The sequence below is a fragment of the Burkholderia sp. E168m15 genome, from assembly GCF_016586105.1.
Classification (GTDB): Bacteria; Pseudomonadota; Gammaproteobacteria; order Burkholderiales; family Burkholderiaceae; genus Burkholderia; species Burkholderia orbicola.
Genome location: NZ_BCPO01000120.1, coordinates 20,143 through 39,018 on the forward strand (window position 1 = coordinate 20,143; position 18,876 = coordinate 39,018).

15 protein-coding genes are annotated in these 18,876 nt (G+C 67.8%); 6 read left to right on the top strand and 9 right to left on the bottom strand.

Annotated elements, in window-relative coordinates:
- The first annotated feature begins 273 nt into the window (after positions 1-273).
- Positions 274-1,449: a porin gene (locus JMF86_RS19385; RefSeq protein ID WP_041489380.1), complete on the top strand. Its 1,176-nt coding sequence runs from the start codon at positions 274-276 to the stop codon at positions 1,447-1,449.
- A gap of 84 nt (positions 1,450-1,533) precedes the next feature.
- Here JMF86_RS19385 and JMF86_RS19390 read toward each other — a convergent pair whose 3' ends face one another.
- From JMF86_RS19390 to JMF86_RS19410, 5 genes are all read right to left on the bottom strand, one after another.
- A complete protein-coding gene (locus JMF86_RS19390) occupies positions 1,534-3,000 on the bottom strand; it encodes an efflux transporter outer membrane subunit (RefSeq protein ID WP_011547502.1) in 1,467 nt (488 codons plus the stop codon).
- A complete protein-coding gene (locus JMF86_RS19395; RefSeq protein WP_011547503.1) occupies positions 2,993-4,198 on the bottom strand; it encodes an efflux RND transporter periplasmic adaptor subunit in 1,206 nt (401 codons plus the stop codon). Before JMF86_RS19395 ends, JMF86_RS19390 begins: the two co-directional genes overlap by 8 nt.
- Positions 4,188-7,442: an efflux RND transporter permease subunit gene (locus JMF86_RS19400; protein ID WP_011547504.1), complete on the bottom strand. Its 3,255-nt coding sequence runs from the start codon at positions 7,440-7,442 to the stop codon at positions 4,188-4,190. Before JMF86_RS19400 ends, JMF86_RS19395 begins: the two co-directional genes overlap by 11 nt.
- Positions 7,443-7,596: 154 nt before the next feature.
- Entirely contained in the window at positions 7,597-8,271 is a 675-nt protein-coding gene (locus tag JMF86_RS19405) for a response regulator transcription factor (RefSeq protein WP_011547505.1), read from the bottom strand.
- Between the two features lie 21 nt (positions 8,272-8,292).
- On the bottom strand, positions 8,293-9,216 hold the full coding sequence (locus JMF86_RS19410) for a LysR family transcriptional regulator (protein ID WP_011547506.1): 924 nt from the start codon (positions 9,214-9,216) through the stop codon (positions 8,293-8,295).
- A gap of 314 nt (positions 9,217-9,530) precedes the next feature.
- Between JMF86_RS19410 and JMF86_RS19415 the strand changes: the two genes are divergently transcribed.
- A complete protein-coding gene (locus JMF86_RS19415) occupies positions 9,531-9,905 on the top strand; it encodes a hypothetical protein (protein WP_011547507.1) in 375 nt (124 codons plus the stop codon).
- Between the two features lie 110 nt (positions 9,906-10,015).
- Here the strand turns inward: JMF86_RS19415 and JMF86_RS19420 are convergent, their stop codons facing one another.
- The gene (locus JMF86_RS19420) at positions 10,016-10,774 is read right to left on the bottom strand and encodes an SDR family oxidoreductase (RefSeq protein ID WP_011547508.1); all 759 of its coding nucleotides are present in this window, start codon (positions 10,772-10,774) and stop codon (positions 10,016-10,018) included.
- A 312-nt stretch (positions 10,775-11,086) separates the two neighbouring features.
- On the opposite strand from JMF86_RS19420, the gene JMF86_RS19425 reads away from it, so the two are divergent.
- Genes JMF86_RS19425 through JMF86_RS19435 form a run of 3 tightly spaced genes read left to right on the top strand, consistent with a single transcriptional unit; the run spans position 11,087 to position 14,550 of the window.
- Positions 11,087-12,373, top strand: a complete 1,287-nt coding sequence (locus tag JMF86_RS19425) for a cytochrome c (RefSeq protein WP_011547509.1) — start codon at positions 11,087-11,089, stop codon at positions 12,371-12,373.
- A 15-nt stretch (positions 12,374-12,388) separates the two neighbouring features.
- Positions 12,389-12,922: a sugar dehydrogenase complex small subunit gene (locus tag JMF86_RS19430; RefSeq protein ID WP_011547510.1), complete on the top strand. Its 534-nt coding sequence runs from the start codon at positions 12,389-12,391 to the stop codon at positions 12,920-12,922.
- Between the two features lie 26 nt (positions 12,923-12,948).
- Positions 12,949-14,550 carry a GMC family oxidoreductase gene (locus JMF86_RS19435; RefSeq protein ID WP_011547511.1) on the top strand — a complete coding sequence of 534 codons (1,602 nt, stop codon included), beginning with the start codon at positions 12,949-12,951 and terminating at the stop codon, positions 14,548-14,550.
- Between the two features lie 65 nt (positions 14,551-14,615).
- Here the strand turns inward: JMF86_RS19435 and JMF86_RS19440 are convergent, their stop codons facing one another.
- Both JMF86_RS19440 and JMF86_RS19445 read right to left on the bottom strand, forming a co-directional pair.
- Entirely contained in the window at positions 14,616-15,569 is a 954-nt protein-coding gene (locus JMF86_RS19440) for an esterase family protein (RefSeq protein ID WP_011547512.1), read from the bottom strand.
- A gap of 61 nt (positions 15,570-15,630) precedes the next feature.
- Positions 15,631-16,728, bottom strand: a complete 1,098-nt coding sequence (locus JMF86_RS19445; RefSeq protein WP_011547513.1) for an OpgC domain-containing protein — start codon at positions 16,726-16,728, stop codon at positions 15,631-15,633.
- Positions 16,729-17,109: 381 nt separating this feature from the next.
- Between JMF86_RS19445 and JMF86_RS19450 the strand changes: the two genes are divergently transcribed.
- Positions 17,110-18,264, top strand: coding sequence for a porin (locus JMF86_RS19450; protein ID WP_011547514.1), 1,155 nt, complete (start codon positions 17,110-17,112; stop codon positions 18,262-18,264).
- A 43-nt stretch (positions 18,265-18,307) separates the two neighbouring features.
- On the opposite strand, the gene JMF86_RS19455 is transcribed toward JMF86_RS19450, so the two are convergent.
- Positions 18,308-18,876: LysR substrate-binding domain-containing protein (locus JMF86_RS19455; RefSeq protein WP_236593021.1), on the bottom strand; the 569-nt coding region annotated here is incomplete at its 5' end.

The following is an 18,876-nucleotide window of genomic DNA, read 5'->3' on the forward strand; positions in this document are numbered from 1 at the left end:
GGCGTCGTGCACGGGTTGAGGACAAGCATAGAGGAGGGGCGTTAGCGGATCGGCATACGCAACGTGAAAAGAAATTCATGCACCGGCGCGCATTCGCGGCGGACGTGAAACCGGTATGTCGCTAGGATGAAGCGGGTTTCATGTTTCGGGCCGTTTCGATAACGGCGCTGTCACGCCCGCTGCCTAAATTGGGCGCCATCGCATCGCGCACGAGCGGCCATGTTGCCCCGGGCCGGCGATGCGAGCAGACCGATCCACTCCAACGAAACCATCATGAAGAAATATCTGGCAATTCCGGCGGCGGTCGCCTGCCTGCTGGCGAGCGCGGCGCATGCGCAGAGCAGCGTGACGCTGTACGGCACGATCGACGCGGGCCTGGACTACATCAGCAACCAGAAATCGGCCGCGGGCGCGGGGCCCGTCTACGGTGTCCAGAGCGGCAACGTCAGCACGTCGCGCTGGGGGCTGCGCGGCAACGAGGATCTCGGCGGCGGGCTGGCCGCCGTGTTCACCCTCGAGAACGGCTTCAACGTCGCGAACGGCAAGCTTGGCAACGGTGGCGACGAATTCGGCCGCCAGGCGTGGGTGGGCCTCGCGAGCCGCCAGTGGGGTACGGTGACGCTCGGCCGCCAGTACGATTTCCTGGTCGACTTCGTCGCGCCGCTGTCGGCGACGGGGTCGGGATTCGGCGGCAACCTCGTCGATCATCCGTACGACAACGACAACCTCGCCAACGACACGCGGATGAACAACGCGGTGAAGTTCCGCAGTGCGAACTACGGCGGCTTCACGTTCGGCGGTGCGTACGGCTTCAGCAATCAAGGCGGCGGATTCAGCAACGACAACGCGTACAGCGTCGGTGCGCAGTACGTGAACGGCCCGGTCGACCTCGCCGTCGCGTACCTGCAGTCGAACCAGCCGGGCGGCGTCGACGCGCCGCAGAACACCGGCGGGTCGCTGAGCAGCGCCGATGGCGATGCGATGCTGACCGGCGGCCGCTGGCGCACGTTCGGCGCCGGCGCGCACTATGCGTTCGACCATGCCGCGATCGGCTTCGTCTACACCAGAACGATCCTGAACGACCCGCGCGAGCTGTCGCAGGGCGGCGCGTACGGCCGCGTGAACGGCCAGTTGCTGACCTTCAGCAACTACGAACTGAACGGGCGCTACTTCCTCACGCCGGCCCTCTCGCTGGGCGGCGCCTATACGTTCACGCAGGGGCGCTTCGACGATGCGGGCCGCGGCATCGCGCCGAAGTGGAACCAGTTCATGCTGCAGGCCGACTATGCGCTGTCGCGTCGCACCGACCTCTATCTGGAAGGCGTGTATCAGCGCGTGACGGGTGCGGACGGCGTTGCGGTGCTCGGCCACGCGGGGATCTTCAACCTGGCCGCGTCAGGCAACGATCGTCAGGCCGTCGTCGCGGCCGGTATCCGTCACAAGTTCTGAGCGGCCGGGCTGATGTAAAAAACGGCACCCGTCATCGCGACGGGTGCCTTGAAATGCGACACGCCTCGTCATGTCGCAAGGGATTCAGTTCGCTGAACTAGCCATCGTCGCGGCCGGTGCCTGCGTACCGGGTGGGGCTTCATCGGTCGACCATCCGCCGCCCAGCGCGGCGATCAAGCCCACCGCCGCGAGTTGTCGACGCGTGTCCAGCTCCAGCATCGCGATCTTCGTATTGAGCTCGGTGGTCTGCGCCGTCACGACGTCGAGATAGCTGACGACGCCGTCCCGATAGCGCGACATCGACAACTGCAACGTGCGTTCGGCCGCGTCGAGCGCTTCCTGTTCGCGATCGGCTTCGTCGCCGAGGTGATGCGTGAGCGCGAGGTTGTCTTCCACCTGCTGGCACGCGTCGAGCACCACCGCGCGGTATTTCGCGCCGTTCTCGGCCAGTTGCGCGCGCGCCTGGTCGGTAAGCGCCTGGCGCCGGCCGCCGTCGAACAGCGTCAGCGCGAGGCTGGGCCCGATCGACCAGATCTCGTTCGGCGCGCGGAGCCAGTGGCCGAGGCCCGAGCTCTGGTAGCCGCCGACCAGCCCGAGCGTGACGTCGGGGAAGAACGCCGCGCGCACCACGCCGATCTTCGCGTTGGCGGCGGCCATGCGCCGCTCGGCCGCCGCGACGTCGGGGCGCCGCTGCAGCAGCGTCGCGGGAATGCCGGCCGGGATCGTCGGTAGATACGCCGCGTTCAGGTCCGGCGTCAGCGCGAACGACGACGCTGGTACGCCCGTGAGCGTCGCGATCGAATGCTCGTAGAGCGCGCGTCGCGCCCGTACGTCCTCGGCCGACGCGCGGGCCGAATCGAGCTGCGTCCGCGCGCGCGACACGTCGAGATCGGACGCGATGCCGCCCGCGTGCCGGCTCATCGTCAGGCGCAGCGCGCGCTGATACGTGTCGATCGTGTCGGCCAGCAACTGTTGCTGCTGGTCGAGCCCGCGCAGGCTGAAGTACGCGCTGGCTAGGCTGGCCTGCAGGCTCAGCCGCACCGACGCGAGATCGTCGGCGCTGGCCTGCGCATCGGCGCGCCCGGCCGCGACTTCGTTGCGGACTTTTCCCCACAGGTCGAGGTCGTAGTCGAAGCCAGCGTCGAGCGTGTTGTCGCCATAGACGTTCGGCTGGTTCGAGCCGCGCAGCGGCCGCGTGGCCGATTGGCGGTTGCTCGAGATCTGCGCGCCGAGACCGATGGTCGGGAAGAGGCCCGAGCGTGCCTGATCGAACAGCGCGGCCGCTTCGTCGTGGCGGGCCACGGCCGCGGCCACGTCGGGGTTGGCCGCGGCCACCCGTGCTTCGAGCCGGTCGAGTACGGGATCGCGGAACGCTTTCCACCAGCCGTCGCGCGCGATGTGGTCGGCCGGCTTCGCGGCCTGCCAGCCGCCGGCTTCCTTGAAGCTGGCGGGCAGCGCCGTTTGCGGCGCGTGATAGGCGGGCGCGAACGAGCACGCGGACAGGAACGCGACGCCGGCGAGCATCGCGCAGAGCCGAAGCCGGTTAGCCATGCGCACGCTCCGTATCGCGCGCGACCGATGCGACGGTGCGGGCCGGCGCCGCGAGCCTGACCGGGTCGCCATCGGCGAGCGAATCGGGCGGATTGTCGATCACGCGGTCGTCCGGCGCGAGGCCGGTCGCGATCTGTACGTGCGTGCCGAGATCGGTCGCGATCGTCACAGGCTTGAAGATCGCGCGATCGTCCTTGCCGACCACGGCGACCTGCAGGCCGGCCTGCCGGAAGATCAACGAGCTGGCCGGAATCGTCAGCGCGTGGGTGCTGCCGGCCGGCAGCGCGAAATGCACCTCGGTGTATTCGCCGGGAATCAGCTTGCCTGCGGAGTTGTCGACCATCAACTGCACGAGCAGCGTGCCGGTCGAGTCGGCGATCGAGTCGTCGGTGTCGGCGAGCGTCGCACGGAAGGTCTCGCCCGGATGCTCCGGCACGGTCAGCGTGGCCGTCATGCCGGGCCGGATCGCGGCGGCCTCGTTCTGCGGCACGCTCACGTAGACGCGCATCCGGTGGACGTCGGACACCGCAAACAATTCCGGGCCGGCGCCGCCGCCGGCCGAGATCAACTGGCCGATGTCGGTCTTGCGCGCGGTGACGACGCCGTCGAACGGCGCGACGATGCGCTTGAACGCCTCGAGCGCGTCGAGGCGTCGCACGTTGGCCTCGTTGGCCGCGACGATCGCCTGCTTGGCCGCGAGGTCGCTGGTCTTCTCGTCGGTTTCCTGCTGCGACACCGAATCCTGCGCGAGCATCCGGGTCCAGCGCGCGGCCGTGGACGCGGCGAGCTTCTCGTTGGCGAGCGAGCTCTGCAGGTCGGCGCGCGCCTGCTGCAGTTGCTGGTCGAGCTCGGGCGTATCGATCAGCCCGAGCAGTTGCCCCGACTTCACGTGCGCGCCGATGTCGGTGTACCACGCATGCAGGTAGCCCGACACCTGCGCGTGGATCGGCGCGCTCTCGAATGCGGACAGGTGGCCGGGCAGCACGAGCGTCGCGCCGTCGCCGCCGGTCGACGGCGTGTACGCGACCACGGTCGGCACCGCTTGTTCGGCGGACCAGGTCGCCATTTCCTGTTTCGCGTGCGCGCGGCCGACGATGCCGGTCGCCACGATGCCGACCGCGATCAGCGCGGTGATCGTGGCGACGAGCTTGAGGTTGGGCAGCCGTTTCGGCGACTTAATATCGATCTCAGTGGACATGGGAAGCTCCGGACGCGGAAGGGGAGGAAGCGCGGGACGCGTCGTGCTTGAGCGCATCGCGCCGGTGCACGAGGCTGAATACGACAGGAACGAAGAACAGCGTCGCGATCGTCGCGCATGCGAGGCCGCCGATCACGGCGCGGCCGAGCGGCGCGTTCTGCTCGCCGCCGTCGCCGAGGCCGAGCGCCATCGGCGCCATGCCGATGATCATCGCGAGCGCGGTCATCAGCACCGGGCGGAACCGCGTGAAACCGGCTTCGAGCGCGGAGGCCAGCGCGTTGCCGGTTTCGGCCAAACGCTCGCGCGCGAAACTGACGACGAGGATCGAGTTGGCGGTGGCCACGCCCATGCACAGGATCGCGCCGGTCAGCGCCGGCACCGACAGCGGCGTATGCGTGGTGAACAGCATCCAGACGATACCGGCCAGCGCCGCCGGCAGTGCCGAGACGATCACGAATGCGTCGGCCCACGAGTGGAAGTTCACGACGATCAGCAGGTAGATCAGCACGATTGCGCCGACCAGGCCGAGCAGCAGGCCGGCGAACGCGCCGTTCATGGTCTGCACCTGGCCGCGCAGCGTGACCGTCGAGCCCTTGGGCAGATCCTTCGCGGTGGCCTTGACGACATCGTCGATGTCGGTCGCGACCGCGCCGAGGTCGCGCCCCTGGGTGGTCGCGTAGATGTCGAACAGCGGCTCGATGTTGTAGTGCGACACCACCGCGTTGCCGACCCCGCGCGTGATCGTGGCCAGGCCGCCCAGCAACTGGGACTGACCGTTCGCGCCGGTGACCGGCAGGTTCTGCAGCGCCGACAGCGTGGTCATCCGGTACTGCGGCGTTTGCGCGACGATCGGATAGGACACGCCGTTGCGCGGGTTGAGCCAGTAGGTCGGGTCGACCTGGCTGGTGCCGGCCAGCGTCGCGACCACCGAGTTCGTCACGTCCTGCTCGGTGATGCCGAGCTGGTCGGCGCGCGTGCGGTCGACCGTCACCGTGAACTGCGGATAGGTGCTGGCCTGCTGGATGCGCGGGTCGGCGACGCCCGCGATCAGGCGCAGCTTGCGGTACAGCTCGTGCGCATAAGCGAGGTTGGCCTGCTGGTTGGGGCCGGCCACCTGCAGGTCGACCGGGGCCGGTGCGCCGAAGTTGAGGATCTGGCTGACGATGTCCGCGGGCAGGAATGAGAACGTGGTGCCCGGATAGGCGCGCGGCAGGCGTTCGCGCAGCGTGTGCACGTAGTCGGCGGTCGGCGCGTGATCTCGCGACAGCGAGATCAGGATGTCGCCGTCCTGCGGTCCGAGCGTGCCGCTGTTGTTGTAGGTCAGGTTGATCCCGCTGTTCGGCAAACCGATGTTGTCGATCACTTCGCGCAACTGCGCGGGCGGAATCACGCCGCGAATCGTGTTTTCGATGCGGTCGAGCTCGGCGGCGGTTTCCTCGACCCGTGTGCCGACCGGCGCACGCACGTGCAGCGCGATCTCGCCGGAATCGATGGTCGGGAAGAAGTTGCGACCGAGCGACGGTGCGAGCAGGAAGGACGCGGCCACGATGCAGAGGAAGGCGACGACGAACGGCTTGCGGCGCGTGAGCGCGAGGCCCAGCAGGATTCGGTACGACGCGCGCACGGACTCGAAGCGGCGCTCGAATGCACGCTGGAAGCGCACCAGCGGATTGCGCGACGGCGGGACGTCGTGTGCGCCGGCATGGCCCGCGTGCGGGTCCATTACCGCGGCCAGTTCGCCCGATGCGTGACCGGCCGATGCGTGCGGCTTGAGCAGGTATTGCGCGAGCATCGGCACGAAGGTGCGCGACAGCACGAACGACGACACCATCGAGAAGATCACCGCCTTGGCCATCGGCACGAACAGGAAGCGCGAGATGCCGTCGAGCATCAGCATCGGCACGAACACGATGCAGATGCACAGCAGCGAGACCAGCGCCGGCATCACGATCTGCTTCGCGCCGTCGACGATCGCGGTGCGCGTGTCCTTGCCCTGTTCGAGGTGCCAGTTCACGTTCTCGATCGTCACCGTCGCATCGTCGACCAGAATCCCGACCGCGAGCGCGAGGCCGCCGAGCGTCATCACGTTGAGCGTTTCGCCGGTGGCCGCGAGCAGCGCGATCGCCGAGAGCACGGCCAGCGGGATCGACGCGGCGATGATCAGCGTCGAGCGCCACGAGCCGAGGAACAGCAGGATCATCAGCGAGGTCAGCGCGGCGGCGATGATGCCTTCGCGCGCCACGCCGCTGACGGCGCCGTTCACGAAGGTCGACTGGTCGCCCATCGTGACGAGCTTCAGGCCCGGCGGCAGCGTCTGTTCGACCAGCGGCAGCTTCGCCTTCACGCCGGCGATGATGTCGAGCGTCGATGCCGAGCCGTTCTTCAGGATACTCATCAGCACCGCGCGGTGGCCGTCCACGCGCACGATGTTGCCCTGCGGCGGGTAGCCGTCGCGCACATGGGCGACGTCACGGATATAAATCGTCGTGCCGCCGACCGACTTGATCGGCAGGTCGTTCAACGCGTCGAGCGAGAGCGGGCTGTTGTTGAGCTTGATGTTGTATTCGAAGCGGCCGATCTTCTGCGTGCCGGCCGGGATGATCTGGTTCTGCTGCGCGAGCGCGTGCGCGACGTCCTGCGCCGACAGCCCTTTCGACTGCAGCGCCTGCGGGTCGAGGTCGATCTGCACCTCACGTGTCTTGCCGCCGTACGGCGTCGGAATCGCGACGCCGGGCACCGACAGCAACTGCGGCCGAATGAAGTTGACCGCGTAATCCCCGAGCTTCTGTTCGTCGAGCGTGTTGCTGGTCAGCGCGATCTGCAGCACGGGCACGGTCGACGCGTTGTAGTTGAGGATCTGCGGCGGCGTGGTGCCGGGCGGCATCTGCTTGAGCACGGTCTGCGAGATCGACGTGACCTGCGCGGTCGCCGTGCGGATATCGACGGTCGGCTGGAAGAAGATCTTCACGATGCCGTAGCCGCGGAACGATTGCGACTCGATGTGCTGGACGTCGTTGACCGTCGTGCCGAGCGTGCGCTCGTAGTAGGTGATCACGCGTCCGGACATGTCGTCCGGCTGCAGGCCGGCGTAGTTCCACACGACGCTGATCACCGGAATGCGGATGTCCGGGAAGATGTCGATGGGCGTTCGGACCGCAGCAAGCGGGCCCGCGATCAGGATCAGCAGCGCCAGTACGACGAACGTATAGGGCCGCGTGAGCGCGAGCCGGACAATTTTCAGCATGAGGTGCTGCTCCGTTCAAAAGCGTCGTGAAGAAGAGCCGGATGTGCGCATCTTCGGGAAAACACCGATGCGCAACCGCTGACCGCATTCTGCGGAGCAGCCCCTAACAACGGGTCGCAAAAAAGATGAAACAAGTTTTAAGGTGCGGGCGCACTCAACCGAGCATGTAGCCCGAGCCGCGGATCGTGCGGATCAGCGGCGCCGCGCCGGGCCGGTTCACCTTCTTGCGCAGGCGGCCGATGTGCACGTCGATCAGGTTCGTGCCGGGATCGAAGCGGCAGCCCCACACGGCCTCGAAGATCATCGTGCGCGTGAGCACGCGGCCGGCGTTGCGCATCATGAATTCGAGCACGCGGGACTCGGTCGGCAGCAGCGTGAGTTCGCGCGCGCCCAGCGTGGCGCGTCGCCGCACGAGGTCGAGCGCCAGTTCGCCGGCGCGCAGCACCGTCTCGACGCGCGCGCCGCGCGGCCGCCGGCGAATCAGCACGTCGATGCGTGCGCACATCTCTTCGAGCGAGAACGGCTTGACGAGGTAGTCGTCGCCGCCGGCGCGCAGCCCCTCGATACGCTGGTCGACCCCGGACATCGCACTCATCACGAGGACCGGCGTATCGAGGCCGACGCCGCGCATCGTGGCGAGGATCGTCAGCCCGTCGAGGTCGGGCAGCATGCGATCGAGCGTGACGACGTCGTAGTTCGCGCTCATCGCCCGGGCCATGCCGTCGCGGCCGGTGCGCGCGATGTCGATCTGGTGGCCCGCGGCACGCAGCGTGTGCGCGATGTGATCGGCGATCAGCGGATCGTCTTCGATCGTCAGGATGTGGGCCATGGCGTACGCGATCCGGCGGAATCAGGCCGCGGCAAGCTGCATGGCGGTGCGCTCGGGCGTGCGATAGTGATCGACCACGTAGTCGATGAAACTGCGCACTTTCGTGGACAGATAATTGCGGCTCGGGTAGAGGATCGATACGCGGCGCGGGCCGCCGTTCACGTCGTAGCGTTCGAGAATCGGCACCAGGGTGCCGCTCGCGAGATCGTCGGCCACGAGCGGATGCGGCAATTGCGCGATGCCCATGTGATTGAGTGCCGCGATCCGCACCATCGTGTTGCTGGTCGACGCCAGCGCATTGCCGGTATAGATGCGCGACGAACCGTCGACATCCGAGAACTCCCAGTTGCGCGCGGCGCCGTTCGACACCGTCAGCAGGCAGTGCGTATTCAGTTCGACCGGCTCGACCGGCGTGCCGTGGCGCGCGAGGTAGCCGGGAGAGGCGACGATCACGTCGCGCACGCTCGTCAAGGTGCGCGACACGAAGGTCGAGTTGACCAGGCGGTGATCGTCACAGAAGCACACGTCGTAGCCGCCTTCCACCATGTCGACCTGGATATCGAAGGTCGTCACGTCGAAGCGCACGCGCGGATGCTCGATGCGATACGTGGACAGCAGCGCGCCAAGCCCGGCCGCAACCGAGGTTGCCGACGCGGCGATGCGCAGCGTACCGTGCGGGTCGCGATTGACCTGCGCGAGATTCGATTCGATCTCGTCGAGCTTCTCGATGATCGTGCGGCAGCCGTCGAGATATTCGCGGCCTGTCTCGGTGAGCGACAGGCTGCGCGTGGTCCGGTTCAACAGGCGCATGTTCAGATGGGCCTCGAGCATGCCGACGCTGCGCGTGACCGCGGCGGCCGACATGCCGAGCTGACGTGCGGCGAGGCTGAAGCTCGATAACTCGACCACGCGCGTGAAGACACGCATCGCTTGCAGTTGGTTCATGATCGGCGAGGAATGGAGTTGCCGGAAATGGGGGGCGCGTCCGTCTTCAGCGGCTACGTCGACGCATCGCGCCGCGCCTGCCGGGGCGGGCAGCGAATTCATTATGGAAGGCACGCGGGTGGGGGGCGCTAAAAAAACAGCGCTGGCCGGATGAAATTTCGTTTAGAAAGCAGTGGAGCCCGACAGGCGATGGCGCGGCGCGTTTTCTGAAAATTTTCTAAAAAAAGATTCATGCGCGGATCACAAATCTTCAGGCGGCAGACGAGTACCGAGATCGATAATGGGATCACGTAACCGCGGCAAGGACGACAGAAATGGCACAACCGTTGAGCATCAAGATGATCGAGGAGCGCGGCAAGCTCGTCGTGCTGATGTCGATCGAACGGGGCGCGGCAGTGCTCGATCCGGAAGATGTGGATGCCGTCATCCAGTACTTGAGTTTGCTGCGCGCGTCGATGCGGCCTGCGGTGCCGGAACGTCCGCCGCATGCGCAGCAGTTCGTGACGGAAATGGATCCTTGCTGGTATGCCGAGCGCCATCCGCTGGAGGGCGGCGTGGTGCTGTTGATGCGCCATAGCGGGCTCGGCTGGGCAAGCTTCGCCCTCCCGCCGCGCAGCCTTGAGCGGTTGCACGGTTCGCTGACGCAACTGCTCGATGATGAACGGCAGGCGATCAGCCTGCCTCACTGAAGCTGCCTGCACGCGCCGGCATTCAGCGTCGTCGCAACGGGGCGGTTCGATAGCGGCCCGGGCGTGAACGCTGCCGTCGGGCGTGGGCCGGCCCCGGGCCGCGGCGCGCGCTATCCGCGCCCGACGAACGGCATCGCGGTCGCCATGATCGTCATGGTGAGGATGTTGGTGTCGAGCGGCAGATTCGCCATCTGGACGATTGCGTTCGCGACATGCGCGACGTCCATCCGCGCTTCGGGCGCCAGGCTGCCGTCCGCTTGCGGGACGCCTTGCGTCATCCGTTCCGTGAGCGCGGTGGCCGCGTTGCCGATGTCGATCTGGCCGCACGCGATGTTGTACCGGCGGCCGTCGAGCGCCAGCGACTTCGTGATTCCGGTCACCGCATGCTTGGTCGCCGTGTACGCGATCGTATCGGGGCGCGGCGCGTGCGCCGAGATCGAGCCGTTGTTGATGATTCGGCCGCCCTGCGGCGTCTGCGTTTTCATCAGCCGCCATGCGGCCCGCGCGCACAGAAAGACGCCGGTCAGGTTCGTCGCGACGACGCTGTTCCACACGTCGAGTTCGTATTCGTCGAGGGCAACGACCGGGGCGTTGCGACCGGCGTTGTTGAACAGGACGTCGAGCCGACCGAACCGTTGCGCGATCTGCGCGAACGCGTGGTCGACCGACGCTTCGTCGGTGACGTCGACGGGAAACACCTGCGCGTCGCCGCCGGCGGCGCGGATCGCGTTCTGCGTTTCGCTCAACGACGCCTCCGTGCGTCCGAGCAGCGCGACGGTGAAGCCGGCCCGGGCGAGCGCGATGGCCGCGGCGCGACCGATGCCGGAGCCGGCGCCCGTGACGGCGGCGAATTTCTTCGAGACAGACATGGCTGGATTTCCTGCGGGTTGGGTGTAGGGAGGCAGGCGACGACCGATGGCGTCGCCACTTCGGCAATGTAGTCGAAATGCGCGACGTGCCTGTTCCTGCGGCATTGCATCGCATGACGGACCGCGCGTCGCTCGTCGGATCTTCATCGATTATTGCTCGAACGGCGAAACTGTATCGATTTAGTGTATCGATACAGAAGATGATATAGTGCGGCCACGCGACGCAGCCGGTTGCTCTGTACAAATAGAGGGCCGCATCGCAAGCGCGCGCAGAACCGCTTTTCTCACCGGATTCTTCCAGGAACGATGTCCATGCGTTTGCCCGGCCTTTCCGTGCTTGTCGTGTTTTTCCTCATCGCGACGGACCCCGCGTCGGCGGCCGGGCAGGCGGCCGATCGCATCGCCGCGGGCAAGGCGCTGGCCGTCGCGGCGGACTGTGTCGCGTGCCATACGGTGCAGGGCGGCCAGCCGTTCGCGGGCGGCCTCGCGATGCCGCTGCCGATGGGCGACATCTACTCGACCAACATCACGCCGGACCGGCAAACGGGGATCGGCAACTATTCGGAGCAGGACTTCGCGAACGTGCTGCGCAAGGGGCTGCGGCGCGACGGCGGCAACCTGTACCCGGCGATGCCGTACCCGTCGTACACGAAGTTCAGCGACGACGACATTGCGAACCTGTACGCGTATTTCATGCAGGGCGTCGCGCCGGTGCGTCAGCCGAATCGCGCGCCGGATTTCCCGTGGCCGCTGACCATGCGCTGGCCGCTGAAGATCTGGAATGCGCTGTATCTGCGCGAAGGCGCGTACGTGCCGAAACCCGGGCGGGACGCCGAATGGAATCGCGGCGCCTACCTGGTGCAGGGCGCCGCGCATTGCGGTACCTGCCATACGCCGCGCGGCATCGGGATGCAGGAGCTGGCCTACGACGAAACCGGCGTCGGCTATCTCGCCGGCGCGCCGCTCGCCGGCTGGCAGGCGTTCAACATCACGCACGATCGCGACGCGGGCATCGGCACGTGGACGACCGCGCAGATCGTCCAGTACCTGCGCACCGGCAACGTACCGGGCAAGGCACAGGCTGCCGGCCCGATGGCGGAGGCGGTCGAGCACAGTTTCAGCCGGATGAGCGAACGCGACCTGAACGCGATCGCCGTGTATCTGTCGACCGTGGCCGCCGCGACGGGCGCCGATACCGCGCCGCGTTCGACCCAGGGGCGCCCGACCGACGACTACGTCGCGATACGCGCCGCGGCTGCGGCGGGTGGCCGGACGCCGGCCGGCGCGTCGCTCTACCTCGATCATTGCGCGAGCTGCCACGGGATGACGGGCGCCGGCACGACGGACGGTTTCTTCCCGTCGCTGTTCGCCAACAGCGCGGTCGGCACCGCCACCGTGTCGAACCTGCTGCAGGTCGTCATGCACGGCGCGAGCGTGAACAACGGCACCACGCACTACTTCATGCCGGCGTTCCAGACCGAACTCGACGATGACGAAGTGGTGACGCTGGTGAACTACCTGAGCGAACGATTCGGCAACGGCCGGGCTCGCGTGAGCGCGGCGGAGGTCGCGAAGATCCGCACGGCGCCCGCCCACTGACAGGAGATGCACGCGATGAACGATTTCGATGTGACCGGCGAACCGGATGCGCGGCGTCGCCGTCTCGTGAAGCTGTCGGCCGGTGCGGCGCTTGCCGTCGCGTTGCCGGCCGGCATGCTGATCGCGCGCGCCGCGACCGCACCGCAGGCCGCGCCGCTGCGGGACTTTGCCGGTGTGGCCGCGTACTTGACGCGTCGCTCGGCGCTTCCGTCGCGCTATGTGGAGTCGGTCTACGACGGTCTCGTCGAGCAGGATCGCGAATTCCCCGCGCGGTTGCGCGCGCTTGCCGTCGCGATCGACTCGGGCACGCAGCCGCTCGATACGTTCGTGCGCACGCTCGGTGTCGCCGCCCCGCAATTGCGCGCGGCGGCGCTGGCCATCATCGAGGCCTTCTACACCGGGAGTGTCGGTCACGGCGGGCAGGCGCGCATGGTCGGCTACGAAACCGCGCTGATGTTCGAGCCGACCCGCGACGTCACGGTTATTCCGACCTACATCCGCGCGCGCCCCGAGTACTGGACCGCGCGCCCGGCCGCCGAAGCCGGTTGAGCAGCCTTCGAACAAGGATCGAAATCATGAGCAGTTCCTATGACGCGGACGTCATCGTCATCGGCGCGGGCATCCTGGGCGGCGCCGTCGCGCAGTCGCTGACGCAGCAGCGCAAGTCCGTCATCGTGATCGAGGCGGGGCCGGAGGTGAAGCGGGCCGAGCTCGTCCGCGCGTTCCGCAATTACGGCAACAAGTCGGATTACAACGGCCCGTACCCGGATCTGCCGTGGGCGCCGAAGTCGTCCACCGGCCGCTATTCCGATCGCTACATCGACAGCGTCGGCCCGGTGCTGCAGAAGCCGTCGTTCCTGCGGCTCGTCGGCGGCACGACCTGGCACTGGGGCGGCGCGACGTGGCGCATGCTGCCGAACGATTTCCGGCTGCACAGCCTGTATGGGCAGGGGCGCGACTGGCCGATCGGTTATGACGAGCTCGAGCCGTGGTACCAGCTCGCGGAGGAGCAGATCGGCGTGTCGGGCTCGGACACCGACGACCAGAGCGGGCAAGGCGGGGCGCCGTTCCCGCCGCGCTCGAAGCCGTACCCGATGCGGCAGCAGCCGTGGTCGTACCTGACGCAGCGGGTCGCGGAAAAGGTCGCGACGATCGGCCATCGTTTCGTCGACGAACCCAACGCGCGCGCGACGCGACCCTACGAGGGCCGGCCGACCTGCGCCGGCAACAACAACTGCGCGCCGATCTGCCCGATCGGCGCGCAATTCTCCGGCGATCGCCCGGTGCTGCGCGCCGTCGCGCAGGGTGCGCGGCTGCTGACGAATGCGGTCGTCTACAAGATCGAGCGCGGCGAGGGGCGCAAGATCGCCGCGATCCACTACATGACGCCGGATGGCAAAAGCACGCGCCTGACCGCGCGGACCTTCGTGCTCGCGGCGCACGGTGTCGAGATTCCGAAGCTGCTGCTGATGTCGGACGTTGCGAACACGTCGGGCCAGGTCGGCCGCAACATGATGGGGCACACCGGCCGCGCGATCGCGATGCTCGCGCGCGAACCGGTGTGGGCCGGGCGAGGCCCGACCCAGCAGGGCAGCATCAACACGCGGCGCGACGGCGCGTTTCGTCGCGAACACGGCGCGATCCGGCATTTCCTCGACAACACCGTGCCGAACGAGATCGTCACGCGGCGGCTGATCGCGCAAGGTGTCGTCGGCGACGCGCTCGATGCGCGGATCCGCCACGACGCGGCGCGCTACCTGAAGATCGCGAGCTACGTCGAGATCCTGCCCGACCCGCGTAACCGTGTGACGCTCAGCGATCGCAAGGATGCACTCGGGCTGCCGACGCCGCGTACCGACTATGACGTGTACGACTATTCGTTGCGAGCGGCGTCGCAAGTGCTCGACGATTACCGCGACTTCCAGCAGGTGTTCGGTGCGACCGAGATCGTGAACGACATCCATGCGTGGGTGCCGAGTTCTCACATCATGGGCACGACGATCATGGGCAACGATCCGGCCGATTCGGTCGTCGATCGCGATTGCCGAACGCACGATCACCCGAACCTGTTCATCGCGAGTACGGCCGTGCACCCGAGTTCGTCGGTGGTCAATCCGACGCTGACCGGGTATGCGCTGGCGCTCAGGATGGCGAAGACGATTGGAGCGGAAGTCTGACGCAAGCGGGGCGGCCCGGCAGCGCATACGTGCCGGCCGCCTTGCCGGGCGCGCTCAGGCGCGTTTCACTTCACACACTCCAGCGCATACTTCAACCCCTGCCCGAGCAACCCGCGCCACACGTCCCACGTATGCCCGCCGTCGACGATCCGCAGCTCGGCCGGGTTCTGCGCGCGGCGCAGGTGCGTGTACAGCACGCTCGATTCCGCCTGGATCGTCAGGTCGTCGTCGCCGGCCGCGATGAACATCGGCACGCGCCAGCTGCGCGCGAAATAGCCGCGCAGCAGCGCCGGGTAATTGAGTTCGTGCCACACGCGTGAATCGAACTGCCGGTCGCCGAACACGCCGACGTAGCGCGCGGCGGAATTGAGCGGCGGTTCGTTCGCATAGATCGCGGGGCTCAGCAGCATCGCGCCGCAGAACAGCCCCGGTTCGAGCAGCGAGAAGCGCAGCGCGCCGAAGCCGCCCATCGACACGCCGCCGATCGCGCGGCCCGCGCGCTGGTTCGACACCGCGAAGTGCGCTTCGACTTCCGGCAGCAGGTCGTTGAGAAACGCGCTCTGCATCTTCTCCTTGCGATCGACGTACCAGTCGGTGCCGCCCTGCGGCATCACGATCACGACGGGCGGGATGTCGTGGCGCTCGATCAGCGTGTCGGCGGTGGCCTGCAGCCGGCCCTGCGTGACCCAGTCGTTCGCGTTGCCCGCGTTGCCGTGCAGCAGGTACATCACCGGGTAGCGCGCGCCTTCGGGGTTGTAGCCGGGCGGCAGATAGACCGTGTACGACCAGTCGCGCTTCAGCGACGCCGAGCGGAACGTGCGCAGCACGACGCTGCTGCCCGGATTGACGGACGGCTCCTGCGCGGCGGACGGCGTCGTCGCCGTCTGGACGGCCGGCGGCGCGGGCGATGCCGCCGGCGCGGCAGCCGGCGCCTGTGCCGGCGGCGTGGCATGGGCGGTGGCGATGGCGCCGGCGATCAGGGCGAGGGCGAGGGTGAGCGGAAGGGCGAGTCGGCGCATGGCGAATCGTTTCAGGAGAGGCGCCGGCTATCGTAGCAGCGGCGCGTGACGGCGCGGCGCGTCATGGCCGCGAACGGAACGGCAGCCGCGCGACGAGCGGCCCGTAGAGTTTGGCGACGAGATACAGCAGCCCGATCGCGACGGCGTCGGCGGTCAGGCCGAGCGGCACGTCGAGATAGCCTTCGGTCGCCTGGTAGAGCAGCGAATCGACCGCGAGCGAAATGCCGGTGCCCGCGACGAAGCACAGCAGCCCCTGCCGGCCGATCGTGCCGATCCACGGCATCGCGTGCGCGACCTTCTTCATCCAGCCGAGGTGCACGAGCTTGGCGGCGAGCCACGCGATCGCGAGGAAGTTCACGAGCCGCAGCGCGCCGAGGTTCTGCTTGATCGACGGATCGGTCGGGAACGGTTCGATGCGCAGCCGATAGTACGCGCCGGCCGCGACGATCGCGAGCGACGTGGCCGTCAGCAGCCAGCCCTGCGGCCGGGGCGCGAGCGTCTGGTAGACGGGCTGGCAGCGCGCGATCACGCCGAGCACGAACAGGAACTGCCACGCGAACGGGTTGAAATCCCACGGCGCGCCTTCGACGGTCGGCAAGAAGCGCGCGACGTGCGGCGCCGCGTACCACAGCGATCCGCTGAACGCGAGCATCAGCCACGGCTGCGTGCGGGCGAGCGGCAGCGCGAGCGGGACGAGCAGCGCGAAGAACGCGTACATCGGCAGCACCGACGCGAGGTACGGCTGGCGGCGGAACAGCAGGATGTCGCGCAGCGCGGCGAGCGGCTTGTGCAGCAGCCCGTCGAGGTCGTTGGTCGGCATGTTCGGGCCGTCGATCGCGAACGCGTTCAGCGCGGCGGTGATCAGCAGCATCAGGCCGGCCGTCACGAGGAACGCCCGGTAGATCTCGAACGCCCGCCGGATGAAGCGCTGGCGCGCGGCGGCCTCGTCGTGCCGCTCGGCGAGCGAGTTGTACGCGATGGCGGTCGCGAAGCCGCCGAGGAACACGAACACCTCGGCCGCGTCGCACAGCGCGTACGCGTGCAGCGTGACGCGCGACAGGATGCTGCCGCCGATGTGGTCGACGACGATGACGAGCAGCACGAGGCCGCGGAAGAAATCGAGCTCGGCGTAGCGGCCGGCCCGGGCCGGCGCGGTCATCGGAACGCCTTCCGGCGCGGGCCGCGGGCACGGCCGGCACGCGCCGCGCGGGTGTCGGGGTGAAGCATGACTTCGTGAAGAAATGGCGAACGGATGCGCATTGTGCCACCGATGCGATGCTCATCGGGTTTACGCGGATGGCGGGCCGGCCTGCCGCTGCCGACAAGCCCGGTCAGGCGGTCGGCACAACCGGGCAGTTGGACGAGCGCAACGCTTTGCACGCGACGCCCCGGACCCGATGGACGGACGGTTTACGACGTGACACCATTTTGTCCTCACGCGGCCGCACACCGCGTCGTCCGCCCTGCGGGCCACACATACAACAGCTCAAACATTCGCCGGGCGTTCGGCCTGCCCGGCCCTCGGCTCCGGAGATCCGTCATGAAGCACCCCGTCATTTTTGCCGCCGCGCTCGCTGCCTTCGCCGCGCCGGCCTTTGCCGAGACCAGCGTGACGCTGTACGGCGTGATCGACGAAGGCTTCAATTACACGAACAACGTCAACGTCAATGGGGTCGGAAAGACCAATTACCAGCTCGCGAGCGGCTATGCGCAGGGCAGCCGCTGGGGCCTGAAGGGCACCGAGGATCTCGGCGGCGGGCTGAAGGCGGTCTTCACGCTGGAAAACGGTTTCGACGTGAATAACGGCCGGCTCGGCCAGGGCGGCCGCATGTTCGGCCGTCAGGCGTTCGTCGGGCTGTCCGAGTCGCGCTTCGGCACGCTGACCTTCGGCCGCCAGTACGATGCGGTCGTCGACTATCTCGCGCCGCTGACCGCGAACGGCAACTGGGGCGGCACGCTGTTCTCGCACCCGTTCGACAACGACAACACGGACAACTCGTTCCGCGTCAACAACACGGTCAAGTACGCGAGCGCCGACTGGAACGGCCTGACGTTCGGCGGCACGTACAGCTTCAGCAACAGCACGGGCTTCTCGAACAACCGCCAGTACAGCATCGGCGCGCAGTATTCGCTGGCCGGGCTGCAGGTCGCGGCCGCGTACCTGCAGGCGAACAACCCGGGCATCGGCAGCGCGGGCGCGATCGCGGCCGACGACGCGAACTTCGTCGCCGACCGGCTGCGCATCTTCGGCGGCGGCGTCAATTACACGTTCGGCCCGGCGACGGTCGGCGTCGTCTACACGAAGACCGACGTGAAGAACCCGGTATCGACGGTCTACCTGCCGGCGTCGACGTTCGCCGGTCTCGGGCTGACCGCGACGAAGTTCCAGAACTTCGAAATCAACGGCAAGTACCAGCTCACGCCCGATTTCTATCTCGGTGCGCAATACGTATACACGGACGGCAAGTACGATGCGGCGGCCGGTTCGTTCAAGCCGAAGTACCACACGGTCGGCCTGATGGCCGACTACAGCCTGTCGAAGCGCACCGACGTGTACCTGCAGGGCGCGTGGCAGAAGGTGGGCGGCGACAAGACGGGCACGGCGGCCGACGGCGGCTATGTCGTCGGGACGGACGGCCCGTCGGCGTCGTCGAACCAGTTCTCGGTGCGCGCCGCGATTCGCCACAAGTTCTGACCGGGCGCCGGGGCCGGGGCCGAGCGCCCCGGCACGGCCGCCGTCAGTCCGCCCGGTGCATGCCGCCGAGCGTTTCCGCGAGCCAGTCGACGAAGATCCGCACGCGCGGCGCGAGATGCCGGCCGGTCGGGAACACCACCGACACGGGCAGCGGCGCCGCATTCCATTCCGGCAGCACCTCGACCAGCGAGCCGTCGGCGAGCAGCGGCGCGAGCCCGTCGCGCGGCGCCTGGATCAGCCCGAGGCCCGCGAGGCAGCACGCGAGATACGCCTGCGAGCTGTTGACCGACACGACGCTGTGCATCTTCACCGCGTGCAGCTCGCCCGAATCCATGTCCGCATATTCCCAGTCCAGCTCGCGGCCCGTTCGGCTCGAGAAATAACCGACCGCGACGTGGTCCGGCAGCTCGTCCGGCGAGCGCGGCGTGCCGTGGCGCGCGAGATAGGCGGGCGACGCGCAGTTGATCTGGGCCATCTCGCCGACGCGCCGCGCGACGAGCGACGTGTCGGACAGCACGCCGACCCGCACCGCGCAATCGATGCCGTCGGCCACGAGGTCGACGAAGCGGTCGGTCGTGCTGATCACGACGCGCAGGTCGGGGTAGCGCGCGT